The sequence below is a fragment of the Luteibacter sp. UNCMF331Sha3.1 genome, assembly GCF_900109915.1.
In the GTDB taxonomy this organism is placed as follows: Bacteria; Pseudomonadota; Gammaproteobacteria; order Xanthomonadales; family Rhodanobacteraceae; genus Luteibacter.
Genome location: NZ_FOBU01000001.1, coordinates 1449550 through 1474764 on the forward strand (window position 1 = coordinate 1449550; position 25215 = coordinate 1474764).

Here is a 25215-nt window from a genome sequence, read left to right on the forward strand (position 1 = left end):
GCCGCCGCGCATGGAAAACGCATGTTACCGGGCAGTGACTTTACACTGTGCGCCTTGTCGCCAACTTACGGCCGCCTTTCGGGCGCCCCTGCGAGGATCCACGATGTTCAGACTGGCCGATGCCACGCCGATCGCCACGGGCCACGTGCGCGAGGTGTACCAGCACCCCGACGACAACGACCTGTTGATCAAGGTGATCTCCAGCGCGTCGATCGAGGAACGCTGGAACAAGGCGCCCTGGTACCGGCGCCGCGCGCGCAGCGGTCCCTACAAGGACTTCGTGCGTGAGTTCCGCGAGTACGTCACCGGGGTCTATACCGGTGGCTACGACACCTCGCCCATCGCACGCGTGGTGGGTCTGGAAATGACCGACATCGGCCTCGGCCAGATCGTGGAGAAGGTGCGCACGCCGGATGGGCGGCTCGCGCCGACGCTGCACGACTGGGTGGCGCGCGAGGGCTTCAGCGCCAGGGTGCAGTCGGAGCTGGAGCAGTTCTATGCCCGGCTGCTGTCGCACAACACGATCGCGGCGGACCTCCACGCATGGAACGTGGTGTACGGCGAAGACTCCCGCGGCGGCCCCCGCCTCGTGATGATCGACGGGTTCGGCGAGAAGAACATCATCCCGCACTGCTCCATGAATCGCGCGCACAACGCGTCGCGCACGAAGAAGAAATACGAGCGGATGCTGCGCCGGACGAAGGCCGAAGCGCCGTCGCGCGCCTGAGCCATCCGGTGGGAGCCAGCATTCCCGGACTACGGTGTCGGAGTGCAGCCCGGTTTCGACGCCGCCGCCGGTAGCAGCGAGAAGCTGACGCGGTTGGCCTGGCCCAGTGCCACGATCTTGTCCTTCACCACGCACTCGTCGAGCGCGTGGTCGTTGACGAGGATCCAACGGTGGGTGGGGTCGGCGGCCTGCCATGCGCGCGCGTCGCGTAGCTGGCTGGCGGCGTCGCGTGCGAAGCCGAACTCGGCGACCGGACGGCGCGCCTGGTACATCAGCTCCTCGCGCCACAGCACCAGCGCCAGCTGGCCATCGGGGCCGATGGCCGTATCGGCCTCTTGCATCAGCTGACGCGTCGACTGATTCGCATCGAGAAGCGGATACGTGCCCAGCGGCCAGATGATCCACGCGAGCGCCATGCCGCCGAGCAGCGCCGCCACGCCCCGCCGGGGCCGGCCGATGACGGCGGCCAGCAGAAAGCCCGCGCCGACCAGGATCACGCACACCCATAGCGCCTGCCCGTGGCCGCCCAGCTCGTAACCCTGCGCGATGCGACGCGCGGCCGCCGGGGCCTTGACCAGCGCCCACGTGCCCACCGCGGCGAAGATCGCGGCGCAGGCGATGGTTACCCAGAACGCCAGGCGCTGGAGCCAGCGGGCCTTCAGGAGGTCGAGGACGTACGGCGCCATGGCGAGCGCCAGCATCGGCAGGGCGGGAAGGATGTAGATCTCGCGCTTGCCGCTGGGGATGGAGAAGAACACCAGCACGAGCAGCACCCAGGTCAGCGGCATCCACACGCGCGGCTCGCGCAGGCGCAGCGCCTCGCGCCAGGGACGCAGCACGAACGGCACGAGCAGCCAGGTGGGAATCCAGTGCGTGAGGATCACGATGCCGAAGTACCAGGGCGCCTCCTCGTGCTGCCAGGAGTTGGCGTAACGCTCCGCGGTCTGCCGGAACAGGATGTCCTGCACGTACGCGAGGTATTCGGGCGTGCGGAAGCCGTACGCCCCGATCAGCATCGGCGCCAGCCAGAGCGCGATCGCCAGCAGGAACGCCAGCGCGCCGCCTGCCCAGCGCCAGCCGTCGCCGCGCGTGGACACGACGCCCGGCCAGCCGCGCAGGCGCATCGCGACGTAGGGCACGAGCATCAGAAGCGCGATGACGCCGACACCCTTGGTGATGACGCCGAGCCCGGCCGCGAAACAGCCCATCCAGTAGAGCCGCCAGTTCGGGCCGCGCAGGCAGTGCAGCAGGATCCCGGTGTTGCCCAGCGTGATCCAGAACAGATTGAGCGGGTCGATCTGCGCGTGGCGGATGACGTCGACGAACTGCATGGTGGCGAGCAGGAGCCCCGCGGCGACGAGGCCCACGCGCGGGCTCCACAGGCGGCGGCCCAGGTGCCAGACGAGCGCGAGCGTGCCTAAGCCGGAGAACAGCGACGTGAGGAGGAAGGCGCCGCGCCAGCCACCGGTGAGCCACATCCAGAACGCCTCCGTCCACATCAGCATGGGCGGCTTGTCGGAATAGAGCTCCATGCCCCGGTGGGGAAACAGCCACTGGCCGGATTCGAGCATCTGGCGCGCGACCAGCGCGAAGCGGGGCTCGTCGGGTGGCCATGGGTCCCGCATGCCGATGCCGGCCGCGAGGACGATCAGCGCGATCGCCATGAACCAGCCGAACTCGCGGCGAAAGGTGCGTTCGTCGTTGCTAGGCATCGAAAACCGGGGTCCTTGGCAGGCTGGAGGATCCTAAGGGATGGAACGAGTTTCTACCTGATCAACGGCTTATGACCAGTGAAGAGATTTTGTCCGCCTTCCATTTCAATTTTTCGGAGCTGGCACGTCTTAAGGGTTCGCCGGTGCGGAAATCGGCGTTCGTCCCTGCCCGTACGGGCGTCGATTTCCCACCGTGCGACCATAAGCATCCACCCAGCCCCCATGAACGCGGTCAGGCACACCATGGATCCATCCGAGGCTGCCGCTTCACCGGGCGGCAAGCGGGCCCGACAGGTCGTCGACCTCTTCCGGGAGCACAACGCGGCCCTCGTCGCCTTTCTGCGTACCCGGCTCAATTCGCTGGCCGACGCGCAGGAAGTCGCCCAGGAGGTCTATCTCAAGCTGCTCTCGCTGGGCGAGGACACCGTGATCGACTCGCCGCGCGCCTTTCTGTTCCGGGCAGCATCGAACCTGGCCGTGGATCGCATCCGGATGCGCAACGTGCGTGCCCTCGCGCCCGTCGATCCGGACGCCGACGACTGGCACGTCACGCCCGTTCCCGAGCAGCATGCCTCGGCCCACGAGCAGTGGCGAGACCTGCGCCGCGCGCTGGACGAACTGCCGCCGAAAACAAGCCGTGCTTTCGTGATGCACGTGATCGACGGGCGCGACTTCGCGGCCATCGCACGTGAGATGAACCTCAGCGAGCGCATGGTGCGCTACCACGTCGGCAATGCCCTGGCGCATTGCCGCGAACGCCGCGATCGTGCGGAGACACCCCGATGAAACCGACTCACTTCCCGTTCGACCGGCAACTGGAGCACACCGCCGCCGACTGGTGGGCCCGCCTGCGCGATCCGTCGCTTCCCGACGACGAGCTCGTCGCCTGGAGCGAATGGCTCGACGCGGACGCGGCGAACGCCGCCGCGTATGAACGCGTCTCGGCCCTCGCCGAGCTCATGGGTGGCATGGACGAGGTCAACCGCAGGGCGTTCGTGGCGCGCTTCGCGCCGGTACCGGCGCGTACCGCCCCGGTCGCACGTCGCCCGCGCGCGCGGCTCGCCATGGCCCTGGCCGCGGGTGTGACGCTCGCGCTGCTCGGCGCGGGCGCGTTCCTCGCCCTGCGCCCGGCCGCCACGGACACCGAAGCCCGCTTCGCCAGCGCTCATGCCGGTCATCGCGACATCGCCCTGCCGGACGGTTCCAGCATCGAGCTGGGCGGCGCCAGCTCGGTCACCACGCGGTTCGGCCGCGACGAGCGCCTCGTCGATCTGGACGCGGGCGAAGCCTTCTTCCGCGTGGCGCACGCCGAACGCCCTTTCATCGTCCATGCCGGTCCGCTGCGCATCCGCGACCTGGGCACGGCCTTTAACGTCCGCCGAAGCGGCGAACGCGTGACGGTGACCGTGACGGAAGGCCGCGTCCGCGTCTCGCCGCTCGCCGCCCCGAACGACGCGGGCACTGTCGAACTCGGCGCGGGTCGCGAAGTCTCATTCGACGCCGAGACCCAGGCCATGCGCATTCTCGATGTCGATCCGGCCAGCGCCACGGCCTGGCGCAGCCACCGGCTGGAGTTCGTGAACGAGCCGCTGGCCTCGGTGGTCGAGAACGTGAACCGCTACGCGGCCCGCCCGATCCGCCTTCAGGATCCTTCGCTGGGCAAGATGACGTTTACCGGTACCGTCGAGGTCGATACCATCGACAGCTGGGTCGCCGCCCTGCCGAGGGTTTTCCCGGTGCGCGTCGTCACCTACCCCGATCGACTGGAGCTCGCCCGTCAGACGACGATGGCGCGGAGTGCCCAGCCGCGCTGACGAATCACTTGGGGCCGCAGGTCTTGCCGTATACGTATCGCGGGCGCCGGCGCGCACTCACCGGCGCGTTCGCGCTGGTCGTGGCGATCCGTGCCGCCTGCGCGGCCGACGCGGCCGCCGACGGCACCCTTTCCCCCAAGGCCTTTTCGATCGCACCCCAACCGCTCGCCACCGCGCTACTCGCGTGGGGCCAGCAGGCCAACGTGCAGGTGCTCACCGCCTCCGGTTCCATCGCCAACTGGCGCAGCGGTGGCGCCAGGGGGGTTCTCACGCCCGATCAGGCGCTCGACGAACTGCTCGAAGGCACGGATCTGGAGCGCGAGTCGTACGACACGCGAACGGTCGTGGTGCGCCAGCGGCAGAAGCGGGACAACGCGACGCCCGGCCCCATCGACCCGGGAGTGACCCTCGACCCGTCGACGGTGGTGCCGCTGGCCACCGTGGACGTACGCGGGCTGGTCTCCGAGAACGGCTACAAGGCGGATTCCACGCGTACCGCGACACGCAACGAGACCCGGCTCACCGACGTACCGCAGTCGGTGTCCGTGGTGACGCGCGAGGTGATCGAATCCCAGCAGGCCGTCGACATCGGCGACGTGGCGCGCTACGTCGCGGGCGTGCAGTACGTGGACGGTTACGGCGGCTCGCCGCTGTTCCTCATCCGCGGCTTCGACGCCGGCCATGGCATGACGGACGGCATGCCGAACGGCATCGCACGCACGGAGGATCTCCCTCCGCTGATCGGCATCGAGCGGGTCGAGGTGCTTCGCGGTCCGGAAGCGATCCTCGGCGACGCGTCGCAGAACAACAACTTCGGCGGCTCGATCAACGTGGTGATGAAGCGGCCGCAGGCCGGGACCGTGCGCAACCTCACCTGGTCGCTCGGCGAATACGACGGCGCGCGCGTCGGGCTGGACCTGGCCGGCACGGCATCGAAGGACGGTGCGGTGACGTACCGCTTCGTGGCCGCGGGACAGCGCGGCGAAAAGACCCCCCAGGGCTTCGGTGGCGGCCGCGGCGCGTACCTCGCGCCCTCGCTGGCGTGGCAGGGCGATGCCACGCGCGTGATGGTCGGTGCCGAACTCGTGGACAACCGCGTGCCGGGACCGGATCACACGGTGCTGCTTGGCCCTACCCTTTCCACGGCCACGCTGACGAGGTCCCCGTCCCGCGATCCGTCCGACATCTCCACGTTCCGCACCAGCCGTGGCGTGTTCGAACTGGACCACGAGTTCGGCGACGACTGGACCTTCCACAGTCAGGGTCAGTACGTGCGCCAGCACAGCGACGGCCGCAGTCAGTCGTACCTGATCAGCGGCATCGTCGGCGCGCTCGACGCGGTGGACCGGCGCTTTCGTTACTCGGGCACGTACTGGACCTGGCAGAACGATCTCACCACGCGCTTCCAGCATGGCGACGTCACGCACACGGTGTTGATGGGCGTCGATCTCGCGCGCACGCACGCCGGCGACGATGGCAGCGGCAGCGTGGAGGTGGGCGACGCCACGGCCAGCGCGCGCGACCGCGACGCGGTGATCGTCACCCGGCCGCTCGCCTACGACCTGCGCACGACGAGCGACTTCTCGGCGAAATACAACGCCATGATCGCGCCGGTCAGCACCACGGTGCAGAACCTCGGCGGTTCGTGGCAGACCAACGCGGGCCTGTTCCTGCAGGACCAGATCGCGATCGGCGACGACTGGAACGTGCTGGCCGCGTTACGCCGCACGAGCTATCGGCTCGAGACGCGCTGGGAAGACGGATCGCCCCGCCGGGTGGACCAGTCCCGGTGGATCCCGAAGTTCGGCGTCGTCTACAAGGTGTCGCCGGACGTGGCGATCTACGCCGACACGTCGACCGGTTTCCAGCCCGATCCGCTGCTCGGCAAGGATGGCCAGCCGCTGCCCGTGGCGACCTCGCGACAGATCGAGGTCGGCGGCAAGTTCGACCTCTTCGAGCAGCGAGCGCGCCTCACGGCGGCGCTCTATCGCATCCATGTCGACCACAGCGTGGACCTGGTGTCGCCCGAGCCGCCGTTCTTCGCGACCCCGGGGCCAGGGCAGACGAATCGCGGCGTCGAGGTCGAATTCGCCGGCCAGGTCGCGCCGGGGTTCGACATGCTCGCGAGCCTCACCGAGGCACGCATCCAGAACAACGACGACACGCGACCGACCGGGGCGCCGAAACATCAGGCCGCCGTCTGGGCGAGTTACCGTTTCGGCGGGGGCGTGGTGAAACCGTGGGGCGTGGCCGCCGGCGTGCTCGCACGCAGCCGCAGCCTGGGCCGCACCAGCGCCGACGGCACGTACTTCGGCATCCCGGGGCAAGCGAGCGTCGAGACCAACGTGTCGCGCTACGGCGAGCGCTGGCGTGTCACCCTCGGGGTGAAGAACCTCTTCTCGCGCACGTTGTACGCGGTGAACTTCGACGAGACGTTCGTGCCGATCCGGCAGGGGCGCACCGTGCTGCTCACGGGCTGCTACGATTTTTGATGGTGGGAGCCAGCCTGCTGGCTCCCACCTACATAGCAAGCTGAGGGCGTGCGAACGACTTGAGCGCCACGTCGCAGGCTTCGCGGCGAAAGGCATCGCGTTCCGCGCTGCCAGTCGCCATGTCGATGCGCGATAGTTCGAAGCACCCGTCCGCACCCGGCACGCCACCATGGCGTTTCCAGAATCGATCGTAGGCTGCCGTGGTCACGCCGTGCCGACGGTCCAGCGGATGGGCGGCGCGCGATACCGCGCGCACGCGCTCGATGCCGTAATGCGTCGCCAGCGCACGGACCACGGCGAGCAGCAGGTCGCGCGGACGCAGGCCGCCGGTCGCGCGGGTGAAGCGGGCGATGGCGTTCCGGCCCAGGTAGGCCCAGGAGCCACGCATCGCGCCCACAAGCACGCCATCCGCACCCGCGAAAGTCACCGTGCACGACGACACCACTTCCTTGTCCGCGTTCAGCAGGTACAGACCGAGCTCCCCGGTACATTCGTGCTCGGGTGCCCGGGCGTGCAGGTAGGCGATCTCGCCATTGCCGAGCGGCAGCGTCGCCAGCCGCACGTCGTGACCCTTCAGCATGCGGCTGCTCAGCCGCGCCGGGAACTCGCGGGCCACGAACCGGTAGTGGGCTTCGATCATGCGGGCGCGCGCATCGAGGCTGAAGGCGCGCGAGATGTAGTGCGACTGCCAGCGCTCGTAGACGCGCGGGTTGGACTCGGCGGCCGCGCGCATCACGCGTGACGTTCCCACAAGACGCAGCCACTCCGCCTTGCGACGGAAGGCGGCCAGCGTCTTCAGGAGGTACGCCAGGCGCCGCTCGGGCAGGGGCCGCGAGCGGCTAAGGGCGGCGCGGCGCCGGGCATGGCCGATGATCAGGGCCAGCGGGCCGCGCTCCGGCGCCTGGCGGGGCGACGACCAGCCCCGGGGCAGGTCGTCGAACGGCGCGGTGTGTGGGTAGCGGGACTGCATGCCTCTAAGACGTGCGAGCCCGTGAAAATTGAAATCAGCTCCGGCGCTTACGCCGTTCGTCCCGCCATACCACCCACGCGCCGACCAGTGTGAGCAGGGCGAGGCCATACCAGGTCAGCGCGTAGCTCAGGTGGTTGTCGGGAAAGGCGATCACGGTCAGGCCGCCCACGGGGCCGTCGTTGCCCTCGCCCCGGCCGGGCGACGAGGCCGCGTCGGCATCGACGAAATAGGGAGCAACGTCGGTCAGGCCCTTCGCCTTCGCGATCGCCGCGACGTCGCGGGAGTACCAGCGATCGTTCGCCGGGTCGTTCGGCTGGAAGAGCGCGCCCTTCGGCTCGCTGATGCGCAGGAGGCCCGAGATCGTGGTCTCGCCCGACGGCCCGGGCGTGCACGAGGCCTTGCCACCGCACCAGGTGGGCGACACGAAGCCACGGTTCACGACGACCACCGCGCCATCGCGCTGCAGGAACGGCGTCAGCAGCCACGACCCCATGCCCAGCGCCGTGCTGGCCCGCACGCGAACGCTTCTGTCGTCGAGGAAACGCCCGGTCAGCCGGACGCGACGGTACTCGTCGTTGGCCGCGCTGACGAGCGGCCACTGACCCCGACGCGGCGCGTCGACCGGCGGCGAGTGCACGCGCGCGTCGACGCGCGCCACGAGGTCGTGCTTCCACGCGCTCCGGTGTACCTGCCACGTGCCGAGGGCGACGAAGCCGGCGAACAGCAGCGCGCCCAGCACGACGAGCAGGCCCAGAACGAAAACGCCGCGCGGTCGGCGCGGCGTTTTCGGCTCGTTGGCGGACGTCGCGCTCAAGGCAGGTTCTTCACCTGTTGCTCGGTCATCTGGTGCGACATGCCCGGCATCATGTTCGAGTTGAGGTGGAACATGACCCAGATGGAACCGGCCAGCGTGATCACCACGATGATCAGCGTGAACATCAGTGCCAGCATGTTCCAGCCGCCTTCCGACCGCGGGTTCATGTGCAGGAAGTAGATCATGTGAACCACGATCTGGATGGCGGCGAAGGTCAGCAGCACCACCGCCAGCGTCTGCGCGTTGGGGATGACTTTTTCCATCACGAGCCAGAACGGAATGGCCGTCAGCACCACGGCGAGGAAGAACCCCGTCATGTAACCCTTCAGGGTGCTGTGGCTGGCGCCATCGTCGTCGTGGTGATCGTGGCCGCCATGGGCGTCATGCGATTCGGTATGCGCACTCACGAGAGGGACCCCATCAGGTAAACGAAGGTGAAGACGCCGATCCAGACCACGTCGAGGAAGTGCCAGAACATCGACAGGCACATGATGCGACGCTTGTTCGCCGGCGTGAGGCCGAGGCGGCCCACCTGGAACAGCAGCGTGATCAGCCACACGATGCCGAACGTGACGTGCAGTCCGTGCGTGCCGACCAGCGTGAAGAACGACGACAGGAACGCGCTGCGCTGCGGACCCGCGCCCTCATGGATGAGGTGCGAGAACTCCCACAGTTCGATGCCGAGGAACGCCGCGCCGAAGAGGCCGGTGATGATGAGCCAGGCCATCATCGAACCCTTGCGGTTCTTCTGCATCTCGAGCACGGCGAAGCCGTAGGTGATCGAGGACAGGAGCAGCATGGTCGTGTTGACGGCCACCAGCGGCAGGTCGAACAGGTCGGCACCCGAAGGGCCGCCCGCGTAGCTGCGGCCGAGCACGCCGTAGGTGGCGAACAGGCAGGCGAAGATGAGGCAGTCGCTCATCAGGTAGACCCAGAACCCGAGCAACGTACCGTTGGCCGGGTGGTGGTCTTCCTTCATCCAGAACTCGACGTCCTGGGTCGCGACGGCCGCGGAAGGGGTGGCGTGCATATCAGACATGGGCGGCGAGCTCTTCCGTGCGGGCAGCCTCGGTCCGGGCCACTTCGTCGGCGGGAATGTAGTAATCACGCTTGTAGTTGAACGTGTGGCCGATCGCGGTGGCGATGAGCGCCACGAACGCGATGCCCGCGATCAGGAACATGTGCCAGATCATCGCGAAGCCGAACACGAACGAGATACCGGCGAGGATGATGCCCGCGCCCGTGTTCTTCGGCATGTGGATCGGCAGGTAGCCTTCGAGACGACGGCCCGCGTTGCGCTCCTTCATGTCCCACCAGGCGTCGGAATCGTGGATCACCGGGGTGAACGCGAAGTTGTAGTCGGGCGGCGGCGACGACGTCGACCACTCGAGGGTACGGCCGTGCCACGGATCGCCCGTGACGTCGCGCAGTTCGTCGCGACGCTTGTAGCTGACCCACAGCTGCACCAGGAACGAGCCGATGCCGAGCGCGATGAGGAAGGCGCCGAACGCGGCGATCTGGAACCAGATCTGCAGCGACGGATCGTCGAAGTGGTTCATGCGACGGGTGACGCCCATGAAACCGAGGACGTACAGCGGCATGAACGCGACCCAGAAACCGACCAGCCAGAACCAGAACGAGCACTTGCCCCAGAACGGATCGAGCCGGTAACCGAAGGCCTTCGGGAACCAGTAGTTGATACCCGCGAACAGGCCGAAGATCACGCCGCCGATGATGACGTTATGGAAATGCGCGATCAGGAAGAGGCTGTTGTGCAGGAGGAAGTCGGCCGGCGGCACCGCGAGCATCACGCCGGTCATGCCGCCGATGACGAAGGTGACCATGAAGCCGACGGTCCACAGCATGGGCACGTCGAACTTGATGCGCCCGCGGTACATGGTGAACAGCCAGTTGAAGATCTTCGCGCCCGTGGGGATCGAGATGATCATCGTGGTGATGCCGAAGAACGAGTTGACGCTCGCGCCGGATCCCATGGTGAAGAAGTGGTGCAGCCACACGAGGTACGACAGCACCGCGATGACGACGGTGGCGTAGACCATCGACGCGTAACCGAACAGGCGCTTGCGGCTGAAGGTGGCGACGACTTCCGAGAACACGCCGAACACCGGCAGCACCAGGATGTAGACCTCGGGATGGCCCCAGATCCAGATCAGGTTCACGTACATCATGGCGTTGCCGCCGAAGTCGTTCGTGAAGAAGTTGGTGCCCGCGTAACGGTCGAGCGCCAGGAGCACCAGCACGGCCGTCAGCACCGGGAAGGCGGCGATGATCAGCACGTTGGTCAGCAGCGAGGTCCAGGTGAAGATGGGCATCTTCATCATGCTCATGCCCGGCGCGCGCATCTTGACGATGGTGGCGAGCAGGTTGATGCCGGAGAGGGTCGTTCCCACGCCGGCCACCTGTAGTGACCATATGTAGTAGTCGACACCGACATCCGGACTCTGCGCGAGGCCGGAGAGCGGCGGATACGCCAGCCAGCCGGTGCGGGCGAACTCACCGACGAACAGCGACGCCATCACCAGCATCGCGCCGGCCACGGTCATCCAGAAGCTGAAGTTGTTGAGGAACGGAAACGCCACGTCGCGCGCGCCGATCTGCAGCGGCACCACGTAGTTCATGAGGCCCGTGACCAGCGGCATCGCCACGAAGAAGATCATGATCACGCCGTGGGCGGTGAAGACCTGGTCGTAGTGATGCGGCGGCAGGAAGCCGGGGTTGCCGTTGAAGGCCATGGCCTGCTGGGCACGCATCATGATGGCGTCGGAGAAGCCACGCAGCAGCATCACGATGCCGAGCACCATGTACATGATGCCGATCTTCTTGTGATCGATGCTGGTGAACCACTCGCTCCACAGGTAACCCCAGAGCTTGTGCTTGGTAATCAGCGCCAGCAACGCGATGCCGCCGATGGCGACCGCGATGAAGGTGCCGATGAGAATCGGCTCGTGATACGGGATCGCCTCGATGGTGAGGCGTCCGAAGATCAGTTTGGCTAGATCGGGCATGTTCATTACCGGACTCGGCAAAGGCTTGAATACGTGGGAGGCGTCGCGCTCAGAGCGGACGTCCGGCAGGGGTCATCGGCTTGCCGTCGGTGGCGGCGACGCACAGCGCCCCGACGTAGCGACGATCGTCGTCCTTCAGGCCCACGCGCGCACGGGTCGCGGCATCGAGCGAAGTGACGTTGTAGGCACCGACCACGCCTTGGCCGCCGCGGGCGTCGAGCGCCATCATGTCGTTGGCGCACATGCGGTTGGATTCGACGCAGCGATTGAGGATGGCGTTGTACAGGCCCGGGGCGACGCTGCCGTAGTAGCGGACCGGCTCCTTCTCGCTGGGCTGCTCGAGCTTGAGGTAATCCTCGCGGCTCAGCTCGCCGCCACCGCCCTTGGCCTTCGCGACCCAGGCGTCGAACTCGCCCTGCGACAGGCTATGGAAGCGGAAGCGCATGTCGGAGAACCCGGCACCGCTGTAATTGGCGGAAATGCCTTCGAAATCGCCGGTTTTGTTCATCACGGCGTTCAGCTGGGTTTCCATGCCCGGCATCGCGTAGATCATGCCCGCGAGCGACGGCACGAAGAACGCGTTCATCACCGTGGAGGCGGTGATGTGGAACTCGATCGGGCGGTCGACCGGCGCGGCCATCTCGTTGACCGTGGCGATGCCCTGTTCCGGATAGAGGAACAGCCACTTCCAGTCGAGCGCGACGACGTCGACGCGGAGGGGTTTGACCCCCGGGACGAGCGGACGGCCCTGGGCGACCTGATCGAGCGGCCGGTACGGATCCAGCTTGTGCGTGCTCGTCCAGGTGATGGCGCCCAGCGCGATGATGATCAGCAGCGGGGCCGACCAGATCAGGAGCTCGAGGACGGTGGAGTGGTTCCAGTCCGGCGCGTATTCGGGCTCGGCGGCCTTGTTCGACTCGCGGTACTTCCACGCGAAGTGCAGGATCATCACGATCACGGGCACCACGATGAGAAGCATCAGGACCGTGGAAATGATGATCAGGTCGCGCTGCTGCCGGGCGATGTCGCCGGACGGCGAGAAAAGCACGGCATCGCAGCCCGAAAGGAGCAGGGCGAGGGCGGGGATCAGCAATCCGCGCAACATCTTCATGGACATTCGCATGATGGAGGCAACCGTGGGGACACGAAAAAATACGCCGATCCGCCTGCGCTCACCATAGGACACTTTGTCCCATGGCCCTACAAGCCGAGTAGTGCGATCCTTCGCTATCCTGCCATCTACCTCCCCGAGCCGGCCGAATCCGATGTCGAGCATTTCACACGCCCATCACAATGCCGCGGAAGGCGCCGAACAGGACGTCCGCCGCCAGCACCAGACCAGCCACGCGCCCGTCGCCCCCGGTGAGATCGCCGTCGGCGTCGTCATCGGCCGCGCTTCGGAGTACTTCGACTTCTTCACGTACGGCATCGCGTCCGTCCTCGTGTTCCCGTCGGTGTTCTTTCCGTTCCTGAGCCAGCTGGACGGCATCCTGCTGGCCTTCGCTATCTTCTCGTTCGCGTTCATCGCGCGCCCGATCGGCACCACGCTGTTCATGGCGATCCAGCGCGAATGGAGCCGTGGTACCAAGCTCACGGCCGCCCTGTTCCTGCTGGGCACCTCCACGGTCTGCATCGCCTTCCTGCCGGCGAACACGTCCCACGGCTACACCGTCATTGTGATTCTCTCGGTACTGCGGTTCTTGCAGGGCATTGCGCTGGGCGGCTCGTGGGACGGCCTGCCGTCGCTGCTGTCCCTCAACGCCCCCAAGGAGCGCCGCGGCTGGTACGCGATGCTCGGCCAGCTGGGCGCCCCCACCGGCTTCCTGATCGCGGCCTCGCTGTTCCTGTTCCTCAACACCCAGCTGTCCCGCGAGGACTTCCTGGGCTGGGGCTGGCGCTACCCGTTCTTCGTGGCGTTCGCCATCAACGTCGTGGCGCTGTTCGCGCGCCTGCGCCTCGTGGTTACCGAGGAGTACACCCAGCTGCTCGAAGAGGGCCAGCTGGAGCCGATCGGCATCGTCGACATGTTCCGCGCGCAGGGCTACAACCTGTTCATCGGCGCCTTCGCGGCTCTGGCTAGCTATGCCCTGTTCCACATCGTCACGATCTTCCCGCTCTCGTGGATCACGGTCCACCAGACCCAGGAAGTGGACAGCGTCCTGATCGTCCAGATCGTCGGCGCCTTCGTCGCCATCCTGGCCACCGTGGCCTCGGGCGTCATCGCCGACAAGGTCGGCCGCCGCAACACGCTGGGCACCATGGCCGTGCTGATCGGCCTCTTCGCCATCGCTTCGCCCTGGCTGCTCGGCGGCGGCAAGATCGCGCAGGACGCCTTCCTGATCATCGGGTTCGCGCTCCTGGGCCTCTCCTACGGCCAGGCCGCCGGCACCGTCACGGCCAACTTCTCGAAGCGCTTCCGTTACACCGGCGCGGCCCTGACGTCCGACTTCGCCTGGCTCATCGGCGCGGCCTTCGCCCCGCTCGTGGCCCTCGGCCTGTCCATGCGGTTCGGCCTCGGCGCGGTCAGCGTCTACCTGCTGTCCGGCGTCGCCTGCACCCTGCTCGCCCTGCGCATCAACAAGGCGTTCGAGACGGACCGCAACAAGGCCTGATCGGCGGGTGGGAGCCAGCCTGCTGGCTCCCACCGATATAGCCGCCCGATTTCCGGCGGCACCGTGCGCCGTCCCGGCGTAACCTCCCGCCCATGCTCTTCGACCTCCCCGACCACGAGACCCTCTACCGGGCCCTGCTCGAGCGCGACCCGTCGTACGACGGCCACGTGTTCGTCGGGGTGACCAGCACCGGGGTCTTCTGCCGGCTGACCTGCCCCGCCCGCAAGCCGCTGATGGAGAACACCCGTTTCTTCGATTCGGTGGCTGCCTGCTTCGAGGCCGGGTTCCGTCCGTGCCTGCGCTGCCGCCCGCTGGACCCGGTCGGCGAGCGCGAGCCGATGGTCTCCGCCCTGCTTCGCCACCTCGAGAACGAGCCGGAGCGCGTCTGGTCCGAAGAGGACCTCGTCCGGCTCGGATACGACCCGTCCACGGTCCGGCGCGGCTTCAAGCGCCACCTCGGCCTGACCTTCCTCGACATGGCGCGCCTGCGCCGGGCGGGGCGTGGCATGGACAGGCTCGTCGCGGGCGCCAGCGTGGTGGATTCGCAGCAGGCGGCCGGCTACGCATCGGGCAGCGGTTTCCGCGACGCCATCGTGCGCCTGCTCGGCGACTGCCCCGCCGACCTGCGTGGCCGCGAACTGCTGAAAGCCGACTGGATCGAGACGCCCATCGGCAGCATGCTCGCCGTCGCCGACGCGCATGCGCTCCACCTGCTGGAATTCTTCGATCGCACGGCGCTGCCGAGGGAGCTGAAACGTCTCCGGCTAGCGACGCGCTCGACCATTACCTTCGGGCGCACGTCGGTGATCGATCGCATCGAGGCGGAACTGCGGGATTACTTTGCCGGAACGCGGCACGTGTTCGAGACGCCGCTCGGGCTGCATGGGTCGGTCTTCACCCGCAGGGTCTGGGACGAACTCATGGCCATCGCGCCGGGAACGACGCGCAGCTACGCGCAGATCGCCGCCTCGGCCGGGCGGCACACGGCGGTCCGCGCCGTGGCCCGAGCCAATGGCGCGAACCAGCTGGCCATCGTCATTCCATGCCACCGCGTGATCGGCGCCGATGGGTCGCTCACGGGGTACGGCGGTGGGCTATGGCGCAAGGATTGGCTGCTGAGGCACGAACGCAAGTTCGCCTGACTCCACAGAACACCGGCAGCTTTTTTGGTGGGAGCCAGGTCAAACCACCGGGTACGGGCCGTGCTCGAACGTTGTGTCGTGGTAACCCTTTTTGCCGATCGCCAGGGCCATCGGGCTGCGGAACTCCTCGCCGCGGCGCAGGCAGTCGAGCACGAAGGCGAAGTCGCGCTTCGGACGCCAGCCGAGATCGCGCACAGCGCGTGAGCTGTCGTAGACACGGTCGAGCGTCGGCAGCAGTTTCCAGCCGCGCTGCGCGTAGAGCGCATCGACCTCGGGGTAGAGACGCCGCACGACGGCGCCCGCGTCGGCACGCAGCGCCGCCAGGTCGTCGCGTGAGAACGGCGGCGGCGCCGAGACGATGTAGCGTCCGAAGCCGAGCGCCGGTGCGCGCTCGAGCGCCCGTAGATGCGCCTCGACGATGTCTTCGATGTCGGCGCGGCGGTAGAGCAGCTCGTTGGCCTGCATGTTCGCGGTGTCGTAGTCGGCGCGCACGCCCGCGTTGTCGTCGTCTTCCGGAAAGAACCGCGAGGTGCGCAACACGAGCACAGGCAAACCGTCGTTGCGCGCGACGAGTTCGCACAGGCCCTCCGCCGCGATCTTGGTGGCGCCATAGATGTTCTTCGGGATCGGCATTACGCCTTCGTCGATCCAGGCGGCCGGCTCACCGGCCGCGGGCGACAACGCGGCGCCGAACGCGCTCGTCGTGCTCGTGAACACGAACGACTGCACACCCTGCGTGGCTGCCGCTTCGAGCAACGCCATCGTGCCGGCGACATTCGTCTCGACGAAATCGCGTTTCGAATGCGTGGCGACATGCGGTTTGTGCAGCGTCGCGGCGTGGATGACGCCGGACACACCCGCCGTCGCGTCGCGCACGAAGCCTTCGTTGGCGATCGAGCCCACCAGGTCGGTGAAGGGCGAGGGCTTGATATCGAGACCGATGACATGACGGCCATCGTCCCTCAGCCGCCGGACGAGCGCTTCGCCGAGGTGGCCGGCACTGCCCGTGACGAGTATCGACATCGGGTGGCCTCTTACCAGATCAGGTCGTCGGGCACGACGAACTGCTTGTAGTAGTCGTCGACCTCTTCGTCGGACGGCGCGGCGTCGCCTTCCTTGCGCCCGTGGTCCAGCACGATGGTGTCGGTGGAGCGCGCGTGGATCTTGTCGGCCGGACCACGCGGGATCAGCTCGTAGCCGTCGCCGAGGCGCGCGATCGCGAGCGCGCCGGAGGCGAGTTGCGCGCGCAGGCTCTCGTTGACCAGCACCGTGGCGATCTTCCCGCCATCGGTGAAGCGGTAGGCGACGTCGCCATCGCGCTTGACGCGTGTCGTCTCGACGATCTGGCGCACCTGGGCGCGGATCTCTTTCGCGCGCGCCTCGGCGTTCCGTTCGGCCGCCAGCGCACGATCGCGCTCGGCACGTTCGGCCTGCAGCCGGCGGGCATCGACCTGGTCGTCGACGGCCGGCGCGGGCGCCTTGCCCTGGCGCTGCTTCGCCTGGTCGCGCACGATCTTCGCCGCCTTGTCCTTCTTGACCAGGCCGGCCTTGAGGAGCTGTTCCTGCAACGGATTGCGCATGGGTAGACGTTTCTGGCGATCGGGAGCACGAATTCTAACGCCGAAGGCTTGGTTACATCCCGTTACGTGCCTAGGCTTGAGGACCTCTCCGGAGGATATCCCCATGCAAGCCCGTCCTTTCCCTCGTTCGACGCGCCTCGCGCTGGTTCTCGCGTCGCTGCTCGCGTCGCCCGTCTTCGCCGCCGACGGCCTGCCGCCCCGCGACGGCTGGCAAGCCAGCAGTTCGTCCCAGCAGGTGCCCGCCCTCGCGCCGGCCAAGGGTATCGATGGCGACGAGACCACGCGCTGGGGCGGCGCCTTCAGCCCCGGGCACTGGTTCCAGGCGGACCTGGGCAAGGTCTCGAACGTCGGTGGCGTGCGCATCCACTGGGACAGCGGGTTCGCCGCGGCGTATTCGATCCAGACCTCGATCGACGGCAAGGATTTCCATCCGGTCTACACCGTGACGGACTCCCCCGGCGGTACCGAATATCTCGTCTTCCCCGCCACGAAAGCCCGTTACGTGCGTCTGGCCGCGCCCGCCCGCACGGCCGACTGGGGCGTATCGGTCTTCGAATTCGAGCCGTTCTCCGCCGATCAGGCGGCGCGCATCGCCGGCCTCGACGGCAAGGACGATGGCGCGACGCTCTGGGCCGACGGCACGTCGCGCGGCATCGCGGGCAAGGGCCCGAAGGGGGCCCGTCAGCTCGACATCGCCCTGCCCCATCCCATCGACATCGCGGGTCTGGAGGTGTCGTGGGACGGCCCGCGCGACGGCGCGACGCTGGAAGGCCGCGATGCGCAGGGCCACTGGTCGACGCTCGACAGCGATCCGGGCAGCGTCGGCGACACGTCGTACCTCGCCGCGCGCGCGTCGCGGCCCCTCACGGCCCTGCGCCTCGTCGTGGGCGCGAAGGGCAACGCCACGCCACGGGTGAAGCGCTTGCGCTTCCTCGGCCCGCTGCGCGTCATGACGGCCATGAAGCGCTACCAGATCGCCGCGTCGCGCGAGAACGCCGCGCTGTTCCCTTCGTCGCTGCACATGCAGCAGGTGTACTGGACCGCGGTCGGCGTGCCGGCGGGTCTGCAGAAGTCGATCTTCGACGAGTACGGCAACCTGGAGCCATTCAAGGGCGGTCCGCAGATCCAGGCGATCTGGCGCGACGCCTCCGGCCGTACGGCCGTATCCGATGGCGCCGAACGACGGCACGCGCTGCGGGACCGATGGAAGCCCATGCCGTCCGTCGCCTGGACGGTGCAGCCGGGACTCACGATGACGAGCGAAGCCATCGCCGTCGAGGGCAACGGGCAGCCCGTGGTGCTCCTGCGCCATCGCCTGCGCAACGAAGGCGCCACGACGATCGACGGCACGCTCTCGCTGGTCGTGCGCCCGATCCAGATCAATCCGCCCTGGCAGAACGGCGGCCCTTCGCCCATCCACGACATCGCGATCCAGGGCGATGGCGCGCACACCGACGTGCGCGTCGACGGCCGCTCGTTGCTCGCCTCACTCACACCGGTCGACGCCGCGGGCGCCGCGCCGTTCGGCGACCACGGCGAAACGGAGATCACGGCGCAGGTCGCCGCGGGGACCGTGCCCGACGCGCGCGAGGCGCACGACGCCGACGGTCTTGCCGCTGGCCTGCTCGACTATCGCGTGCACCTGGCACCGGGCGAGCAGCGCGATGTGGTCGTCGCGGTTCCGCTCGGCAACGCGCCCGCCGACGCAAAGGGGCATCTGCCCGAACCGCCGCCGGTGGATCGCACGGCGCTGACCGCCGACGGTTTCGATCGCGCGGCGGATCGGGTATCCGCCGCATGGCAGAAACGGCTCGGCGGCGTGGGCCTGTCGCTGCCCGACGAGTCGCTGGTCGACATCCTGCGTTCGCAGGCGGCGTACATGCTCGTGAACCAGACCGGCCACGCGATGCAGGCCGGACCACGCAACTACAATCGCTCGTTCATCCGCGACGGCGCGGCGACCGCGTCGATTCTTCTACGCATGGGCGAGGTCAAGACCGCGCGCGACTACCTCGACTGGTACGCGGCGCACGCCGTGCACGAGAACGGACTGGTGTCGCCGATCCTCAACGCCGACGGCACCGTGAACACCGGCTTCGGATCGGACATCGAGTACGACAGCCAGGGCGAATTCATCAACCTCGTCGCGGACGTCGCGCGTTTCGGCGGTGGCCCGGCCAGCGTTAAGAACTACCTTCCCAAGGTCAGCGCGGCGATGCACTTCATGCAGGCGCTCCGCGAACGCACGATGGTGCCCGGCTATCTGGCTGACCTGCCGAGACCCGAGCGCTTCCACGGCATCATCGCGCCGTCCATCAGCCACGAAGGCTATTCGAGCCCGACGCACAGCTACTGGGACGACTACTGGGCCCTGAAGGGCTGGCACGACGGCGCGTGGCTCGCCGAGCAGTGGGGCGACAAGGCGCTCGCCTCGTACGCGCGGGAACAGTACGCGGCGCTGCGCGAATCGCTGAGGAAATCGATCGAGGCGACGATGGCATGGAAGGGCGTCGACACCATCCCCGCGGCGGCCGATCTCGGCGATGGCGACCCGACCAGCGTCTCCATCGCGCTCGATCCGGCGGGCCAGATGGATGTGCTGCCGCACAAGGCGCTGGTGACGACGTTCGATCGGTATCTCGCCGACGTGCGCAAGCGCAAGGCACCCGGCGAGCTCTATGCGTACACACCGTACGAACTGCGCAACGTGCTGACGTACGTGTACCTCAACCGGCCCGCCGATGCGCAGGAACTGCTTACCGATGTCGTCGGCGACCGGCGCCCACCCGAGTGGAACATGTGGGCGGAAGTGGTGCACTCGCGCCTTCGCCATCCGGGTTACCTCGGAGACATGCCGCATACGTGGATCGGCTCGGAGTACGCGCGCACGATCTTCGGCATGCTGATGCGCGAGGCCGACGACGGCCTCTACCTTCTGCCGGGCACGCCGCCTTCGTGGGTGGCCGGCAAGGGCCTCGCCATTTCGCGCCTGCCGGTCGCCTACGGCACACTGACCATGACGGCGCGCCGCGATGGAAAGACGTTCACGGTGACGCTCGACAAGGGCATCGCGGCGGGCACGGCGATGCGCGTGTTCTGGCCGGATCGGGTGAAGCCGGTAACGGTCACGGTGGATGGAACGGCGGTGACTGATTGGGACGCCGATGGCGTGCGCCTGGTCAAGCCGTTCCATCGCCTTGTTGCCGAATACTGAGATGGACGCGGGCCGGCCTCGCCGGCCCGCGCGGTCGATCAGTTGAAATCGACCTGCACGCGCACGGGCCGGACGAACGCGCCCCCGCCCTCGACCGACGGGCGTGTTTCCCGGAGGCGGGCCGCGAACACGAAGTCCTTGCCCGTGCCGAGCGCATTCAACTGTATGGGCTCGCCCGGCTCCATCGTACGGTGATCCTCGTCGCCGAGTTCGAGGCCCACGTTCTTCGATCCCGATCCGGCCATCGAGAAGACCTCCGGAAGGTCGGCATCCGCATCCGAAGGCATCCCGAAAGTGAACTTCGCGATCATGCCGACGGGCTCCAGGCACTCTTCGACGCGGAGCCTGAAATCCACCCACGGCGTAGCGCGATCCGCGGTCGCGAAGTTGCTCGGGTTGTAATCTCCCAGCTTCACCGTCTGATTCAGCGTCTCCGCGGAGATGCTGCACGCGGGCCGGCGAAAGATCAGCTTGAAGATCTCCATCGAACGGAACACGACGAGCGCGCCGTTCGGCTGGTCGACGCTCGATTGTGCGATCGGCCCCGGATCAACATCGCCGAATTCCACGGGTCCACCCAGGCGAACGATCTCGTAGCCCACGCGATCGTCGCTGCTGGTGACGGTCTCGCCCTGACGGAAGGTTCGCGTGAAATCGTGCGGAAAGGGGCGGGTCGGACCGCCGACGCCTTCCTGTAGCGTGAGCCGGATCCCGAATCCGGAAGGCCTCCCACGGACGGTGAGCGGCACGGGGTCCGTCGTAGTCTGGCCGCCCTCCCAGCGACCGCGAAAATGGGCATCGCCCGCCTCGCAGACGAGCAGGACCTTGCCCTCGCCGACGGCGCTTCCGGTGCGGATCACGTCGCCCTGAGCCATGCCGTTGTGCACGTCGACGTACGTCGTCTGGCCGATCTGGTAGGTGGCGAGATTCTCCTTGCGACAACCCGCATGGGCGATAGAGCTCGCGAGGGCACCGGCGATCAGAAGGCATCCTGTCGCGAGTGGCCGCATGGCATGGGGTCGACCCCTATTCATCATTAAGTACCTCTCTCCGTAAGGTCGGCGCCCACGACGGCGTCGTGGGTGGGGAAGTGGCGATCGAGCCACGTGGTCCAGCGCACCGCCCGGCGGATGAGATCCGCCCGGTAGCGCGCATTGAATGTCGGCGTGCGCGAGTGGTAGTTGGCGGCGCGCGTCCACACGTCGCCGGCGTCCTTGCGCAGATGCCCCCGTATTCGCCAGGCGGCGAGCAGGTAGGGATAGATGTATCGCGTTCCATTCATGACGACACTCGCGTTCGCGGAGCCGAACAGACCCAGTGCGATCGCCGCGAATGCGTGACGGATATTTCCTTGTCTCATGCTGCCGTTCCTTCTCGACGTACATCGATCGCCGGCGACGCCGGCGATCGACTCCATGCTTAGCTTTCGTAGCGGACCGTGTAGATGACGGAGCTGTTGGCCGCACCGGCCGCTACCGCACCGACGGCCTCGTAACCCGCCGCGTAGACCAGGATCGCCTGGTTGTCGGCCACGGTTTCCTTGACGCCATCGTTCTGGCTGTTGCCCAGGATGTCGATCGGCGCGTTCAGCTTGTCGAACAGGCGGATCTGCACGCCGGTGGCGCTGCCGGCACCCGGGGTGACGACGAGCGCGCCCGTCGCCGGGTCGACGGTCGAGCCGTTCTCGAAGGTCGCCCACACCTTGGTGCCGTTGGCGCACGCGGCTTCACCGGTCTTGCCGATATAGATGCGGAAGCCGATCACGCCGGCGACGTCACCGACGTTGTCGAGATCCTTCGCGCTCACCGGACCGATGTCGACGGTGAAGTTCGGATCGTCCGTGCCCGGCGTGCCGCCGCTGACGGAGCAGGTGACGTTCGAGATCGAACCGGTGAACTGGATTTCACCGGTCGACGCGAAAGCGGAGGGAGCAGCCATGCCGGCGAGCAGCAGGGCGGAAGTCATAATTTTGAGGTTCATCCGATTAACCTTGATAGCGTTCATGTTTGAACAACGTTTCCTTCGGGAAACGTCGGCCTTGAGAGACACGGGTCTCCCCGCGCATCGCGTAGCCGAGCTCGACACCGCGAGCGCCAGAGAAGTTTGTCGGATTACCCCTACTCGCAATATAGAAATTTCCTCAAAAATCGGAATTTTTCCTGGGCGGCCGGAAACCTCCCCTCGGGCTGCGAGGCTTCATGGCGACGGTGGGGGGGGCGACCCGTCAGCGCATCACTGACCGATACGACGCAGCGGCTTGCCACTCATGAAGTCGCGTCCCTCGACTGGCTGCACCTCGGAACACCGCGTCCAGATGAGCGGGCCAGCCGACATCGCGAATTCAGGCGAATCGACCACAAGGGGATGCGCGTTTTCGGCAAATGACACCATGCCTGTCGCCGGTACAGGGCATCGTGGCGGAGGCCGGGCGGGCAGGCGCGCGTCGTGCCAGGCGTCTCGTGTGAGGCCCTGTGATAGCGTCGGTGCGTTTACCCGACGGATGCTGCGCGCCTTGTCCACCATCACGCCCTCTCCTGCCGACGAGCACGACCCTGCCCTGACCACCCGGGAGGCGGCCGCTTTGCTCGGGATTTCGGTCAGCACGGCACAGAAGTGGATCGAAGGCGGGGCCGTCGAATCCTGGAAGACGCCGGGGGGCCACCGCCGGATGCGGCGGAAGGCCGTGCTCCGGCTCCTGGAAGAGCGCACGGCGATGGCCAGTGCGGCACCGGACACCGCCACGCACGAGCTGCGTCCGCTTTCCTCGCCCACCTACGCCGTGGCGCCCAGCGAGGCCGCCCGCCTGCGCGCCGTTGGCCGCACGGGCCTTCTCGATACGGATGCCGAGCCGACCTTCGATCGCATTACCCGGCTGGCCGCCATCATGGCGGGCACGCCTTTCTCGGCGATCTCGCTCCTGACGGCGACGCGGCAGTGGTTCAAGTCGCGACAGGGGATCGAGGCCTGCGAAACGTCGCGCGATGTCGCCTTCTGCAATCAGGTCGTCGTGACGGAGCAGCTCGTCGTCGTGGAAGACGCCCGCGACGATCCCCGGTTCCGCGACAACCCGGCCGTGACCGGAGAGCCCTACGTACGGTTCTACGCCGGCTGCCCCCTGCACGCGCCCGATGGCCTGGTCGTCGGCACCCTGTGCGTGTTCGATCGCACGCCGCGGCGGCTCGACAGCACGCAGCTGGAATGCCTGCGCGCGCTCGCGGAAATCGCCGAAGACGAGATCCGACTCTATATGGTGGAACGCGGCCGGCGCTGAGGCCTAGGGCGACGCCCAGGGATCGTAGCTGCCGAAGTACCAGAGGTGACCCTCCGGGTCGCGTGCGGAGTAACCCGCGCCGCCGTATTCCTTTTCGTCGTAGTCGTCGACGATGACGGCGCCTGCGGCCTTCGCGGCGTCGTAATGGGCGCGCACGTCCATCACGGTGATGCACGCGCACTGCGTTTCGCGCCCGCCGATCTCGTCGGGCTGGACCATGTGGCGGCTGAAAGGCGTGTCGTCGCGCACGGAGCCCAGCATCACCATGCCGCTACCGAACGTCAGCTGGGCATGATCGACGAGCGTCGGATCGCTGGCGTTCGCGTACACGGCCTGCGCCGTGAAACCGAAGGCACGGCATAGAAAATCGATGGCGGCCGGCGCGTCGCGGTAACGCAGGCAGGGAATGATCGTGCTGCTCATGGGGGCCTCCGGTCTGGAAGCCCGACCGTACCCCGAAACCCGACGCGACGTAACTGCCGTCAGGCGAGTTCGGCCACCGCCCGGCGCACGGTATCGATGCCACCGGCCTGGCGGTCGGTCGCCTGTGCCACGTCGGACACGCGCTCGAGCAGCGTGCCCACCGAGGCGAGGATGTCGCGCATCGCCACGCCGGCTTCGCCGCTGCGTTCGCTCCCTTCGCGTACGCGTTCGAGCGTGCCCTCGATCAGGGCGCGGATCTCGCGGGCGGACTCGGCACTGCGTTGCGACAGCGTGCGGACCTCCTGCGCCACCACCGCGAAGCCCTTGCCATGCACGCCGGAACGCGCGGCCTCGATGGCCGCGTTCAGCGCCAGGATGTTCGTCTGGAACGCGATGGAGTCGATCATCGAAACGATCTCGGCGATGTCGCGTGCACCGTCCTGGATCGCGGACATGGTGGAGATGACCGCCTCGACCATCGCGCCGCCGTCCGCGGCCGAGCGACTGGCTTCGTTCGCCAGAGCGTTGGTGGCGCGTGCCTGCGCCGCGATGGCGGGCACGGTGTCCGCGAGTTCGGCCAGCGACGAGTGCAACGTACGGGAGGCGCGGGTCTGCGTCGTGACGTCGGTGGCGTACTTCACCACCTTGAACGGGCGACCCGCCATGTCGAGGATCGGGTTGTAGCTGCCCTGGATCCATACCTCGCGCCCACGGCGGTCCATGCGCCGGTAGAGGCCTGCGTCGTATTCGCCGCGACCGAGCTTTTCCCAGAAATCGAGGTACGCGGCGCTGGCGCGGTCGGCCGCCGCGACGAACATGCGATGGTGCTGACCCAGCACCTCGTCGCGCTCGTAACCCATGGTGGCGAGAAAGTTGTCGTTGGCCTCGAGGATGATGCCGTCGAGCGTGAAACTGATGACCGCCTGCGCCTTGTCGATCGCCGCGAGGCGTCCTTCCATGTCGGCGGCACGCAGGCGCTGCTCGGTGACGTCGGTCGCGAACTTCACCACGCGTACCGGGCGGCCCGCACGGTCGAGCACCGGGTTGTAGCTGGCCTGGATCCATACTTCGCGACCGCCCGCGCCGATCCGCCGATAGAGGCCGACGTCCGGTTCGCCGGAGCCCAGGCGCTGCCAGAACGGGGCGTAGTCGGGCGAGTCGACTTCTTCCGGCGCGACGAACATGCGGTGATGGCGCCCGACGATGTCCGCGCGCTCGTAGCCCATGGCCGAGAGAAAGTTCGCGTTCGCATCGAGGATCGTGCCGTCGAGCGCGAATTCGATGACCGCCTGGGTGCGGTTGAGTGCGTCCATCTTTCCGCGCACGCCCAGGGAGCGCCGTGCCGCGTGGCGGAGTCGTGCGAACGGATCGAATGCCATGGGTCGTAATACTCCGCGGAAGGTGCCCGGACCCGGTTA

The 25215-nt window shown here is 67.5% G+C and carries 21 protein-coding genes and 1 pseudogene; 8 read left to right on the plus strand and 14 right to left on the minus strand.

Features of this window, described 5'->3' with window-relative positions; genetic code table 11:
* The first annotated feature begins 103 nt into the window (after positions 1-103).
* Positions 104-727 carry a YrbL family protein gene (locus tag BMX32_RS06465; RefSeq protein ID WP_170843575.1) on the plus strand — a complete coding sequence of 208 codons (624 nt, stop codon included), beginning with the start codon at positions 104-106 and terminating at the stop codon, positions 725-727.
* A gap of 29 nt (positions 728-756) precedes the next feature.
* Here BMX32_RS06465 and BMX32_RS06470 read toward each other — a convergent pair whose 3' ends face one another.
* On the minus strand, positions 757-2439 hold the full coding sequence (locus tag BMX32_RS06470) for an ArnT family glycosyltransferase (protein ID WP_089975832.1): 1683 nt from the start codon (positions 2437-2439) through the stop codon (positions 757-759).
* A gap of 243 nt (positions 2440-2682) precedes the next feature.
* Between BMX32_RS06470 and BMX32_RS06475 the strand changes: the two genes are divergently transcribed.
* From BMX32_RS06475 to BMX32_RS06485, 3 genes are read left to right on the plus strand one after another with little or no spacing between them, the layout of a single operon-like run.
* Complete coding sequence (locus tag BMX32_RS06475) at positions 2683-3225, plus strand: RNA polymerase sigma factor (protein ID WP_089975836.1); 543 nt, start codon at positions 2683-2685, stop codon at positions 3223-3225.
* Complete coding sequence (locus tag BMX32_RS06480; protein WP_089975839.1) at positions 3222-4253, plus strand: FecR family protein; 1032 nt, start codon at positions 3222-3224, stop codon at positions 4251-4253. Before BMX32_RS06475 ends, BMX32_RS06480 begins: the two co-directional genes overlap by 4 nt.
* An 8-nt stretch (positions 4254-4261) precedes the next feature.
* Positions 4262-6745, plus strand: a complete 2484-nt coding sequence (locus tag BMX32_RS06485) for a TonB-dependent siderophore receptor (RefSeq protein WP_244511437.1) — start codon at positions 4262-4264, stop codon at positions 6743-6745.
* A 28-nt stretch (positions 6746-6773) separates the two neighbouring features.
* On the opposite strand, the gene BMX32_RS06490 is transcribed toward BMX32_RS06485, so the two are convergent.
* The 6 genes from BMX32_RS06490 to cyoA form a co-directional block, all read right to left on the minus strand.
* Entirely contained in the window at positions 6774-7715 is a 942-nt protein-coding gene (locus BMX32_RS06490; protein ID WP_139206683.1) for a DUF535 family protein, read from the minus strand.
* 34 nt (positions 7716-7749) lie between these two features.
* Positions 7750-8529 carry an SURF1 family protein gene (locus tag BMX32_RS06495; protein WP_211664177.1) on the minus strand — a complete coding sequence of 260 codons (780 nt, stop codon included), beginning with the start codon at positions 8527-8529 and terminating at the stop codon, positions 7750-7752.
* Positions 8526-8936, minus strand: coding sequence for a cytochrome o ubiquinol oxidase subunit IV (cyoD, locus tag BMX32_RS06500; protein WP_089975848.1), 411 nt, complete (start codon positions 8934-8936; stop codon positions 8526-8528). The genes BMX32_RS06495 and cyoD overlap by 4 nt, the downstream gene beginning before the upstream one ends.
* Positions 8933-9559 carry a cytochrome o ubiquinol oxidase subunit III gene (gene cyoC / locus BMX32_RS06505; RefSeq protein ID WP_244511474.1) on the minus strand — a complete coding sequence of 209 codons (627 nt, stop codon included), beginning with the start codon at positions 9557-9559 and terminating at the stop codon, positions 8933-8935. Before cyoC ends, cyoD begins: the two co-directional genes overlap by 4 nt.
* A 1-nt stretch (position 9560) precedes the next feature.
* Positions 9561-11534 carry a cytochrome o ubiquinol oxidase subunit I gene (cyoB, locus tag BMX32_RS06510; protein WP_211664197.1) on the minus strand — a complete coding sequence of 658 codons (1974 nt, stop codon included), beginning with the start codon at positions 11532-11534 and terminating at the stop codon, positions 9561-9563.
* A 70-nt stretch (positions 11535-11604) separates the two neighbouring features.
* A complete protein-coding gene (gene cyoA, locus BMX32_RS06515; RefSeq protein WP_211664178.1) occupies positions 11605-12666 on the minus strand; it encodes a ubiquinol oxidase subunit II in 1062 nt (353 codons plus the stop codon).
* A gap of 154 nt (positions 12667-12820) precedes the next feature.
* Here cyoA and BMX32_RS06520 point away from each other — a divergent pair, with 154 nt between their 5' ends.
* The gene (locus BMX32_RS06520) at positions 12821-14167 is read left to right on the plus strand and encodes an MFS transporter (protein ID WP_089975858.1); all 1347 of its coding nucleotides are present in this window, start codon (positions 12821-12823) and stop codon (positions 14165-14167) included.
* A 92-nt stretch (positions 14168-14259) separates the two neighbouring features.
* A complete protein-coding gene (locus tag BMX32_RS06525) occupies positions 14260-15309 on the plus strand; it encodes a bifunctional transcriptional activator/DNA repair enzyme AdaA (RefSeq protein ID WP_089975861.1) in 1050 nt (349 codons plus the stop codon).
* A 39-nt stretch (positions 15310-15348) separates the two neighbouring features.
* On the opposite strand, the gene BMX32_RS06530 is transcribed toward BMX32_RS06525, so the two are convergent.
* Positions 15349-16332, minus strand: a complete 984-nt coding sequence (locus tag BMX32_RS06530; protein ID WP_089975864.1) for an NAD-dependent epimerase/dehydratase family protein — start codon at positions 16330-16332, stop codon at positions 15349-15351.
* An 11-nt stretch (positions 16333-16343) separates the two neighbouring features.
* A complete protein-coding gene (locus BMX32_RS06535) occupies positions 16344-16889 on the minus strand; it encodes a DUF2058 domain-containing protein (protein WP_089975867.1) in 546 nt (181 codons plus the stop codon).
* Between the two features lie 103 nt (positions 16890-16992).
* Between BMX32_RS06535 and BMX32_RS06540 the strand changes: the two genes are divergently transcribed.
* A complete protein-coding gene (locus BMX32_RS06540) occupies positions 16993-20103 on the plus strand; it encodes a discoidin domain-containing protein (RefSeq protein ID WP_089975870.1) in 3111 nt (1036 codons plus the stop codon).
* A 38-nt stretch (positions 20104-20141) separates the two neighbouring features.
* Here BMX32_RS06540 and BMX32_RS06545 read toward each other — a convergent pair whose 3' ends face one another.
* The 3 genes and pseudogenes from BMX32_RS06545 to BMX32_RS06555 all read right to left on the minus strand — a co-directional run bounded on the left by BMX32_RS06545 (position 20142) and on the right by BMX32_RS06555 (position 22083).
* Complete coding sequence (locus BMX32_RS06545; protein WP_089975872.1) at positions 20142-21113, minus strand: fimbrial protein; 972 nt, start codon at positions 21111-21113, stop codon at positions 20142-20144.
* 65 nt (positions 21114-21178) lie between these two features.
* Positions 21179-21364 (minus strand): annotated as a pseudogene (locus BMX32_RS18880) (conjugal transfer protein TrbN); the annotation flags it as partial.
* 158 nt (positions 21365-21522) lie between these two features.
* Positions 21523-22083 carry a fimbrial protein gene (locus BMX32_RS06555; RefSeq protein WP_170843576.1) on the minus strand — a complete coding sequence of 187 codons (561 nt, stop codon included), beginning with the start codon at positions 22081-22083 and terminating at the stop codon, positions 21523-21525.
* 532 nt (positions 22084-22615) lie between these two features.
* Here BMX32_RS06555 and BMX32_RS06560 point away from each other — a divergent pair.
* Positions 22616-23374 (plus strand): GAF domain-containing protein, encoded by a 759-nt coding sequence (locus BMX32_RS06560; RefSeq protein ID WP_211664179.1) that lies wholly within the window; start codon positions 22616-22618, stop codon positions 23372-23374.
* 3 nt (positions 23375-23377) lie between these two features.
* Here BMX32_RS06560 and BMX32_RS06565 read toward each other — a convergent pair whose 3' ends face one another.
* Positions 23378-23797 carry a VOC family protein gene (locus tag BMX32_RS06565; RefSeq protein WP_089975884.1) on the minus strand — a complete coding sequence of 140 codons (420 nt, stop codon included), beginning with the start codon at positions 23795-23797 and terminating at the stop codon, positions 23378-23380.
* A gap of 59 nt (positions 23798-23856) precedes the next feature.
* A complete protein-coding gene (locus BMX32_RS06570; RefSeq protein WP_089975886.1) occupies positions 23857-25176 on the minus strand; it encodes a methyl-accepting chemotaxis protein in 1320 nt (439 codons plus the stop codon).
* Between the last annotated feature and the right edge of the window lie 39 nt (positions 25177-25215).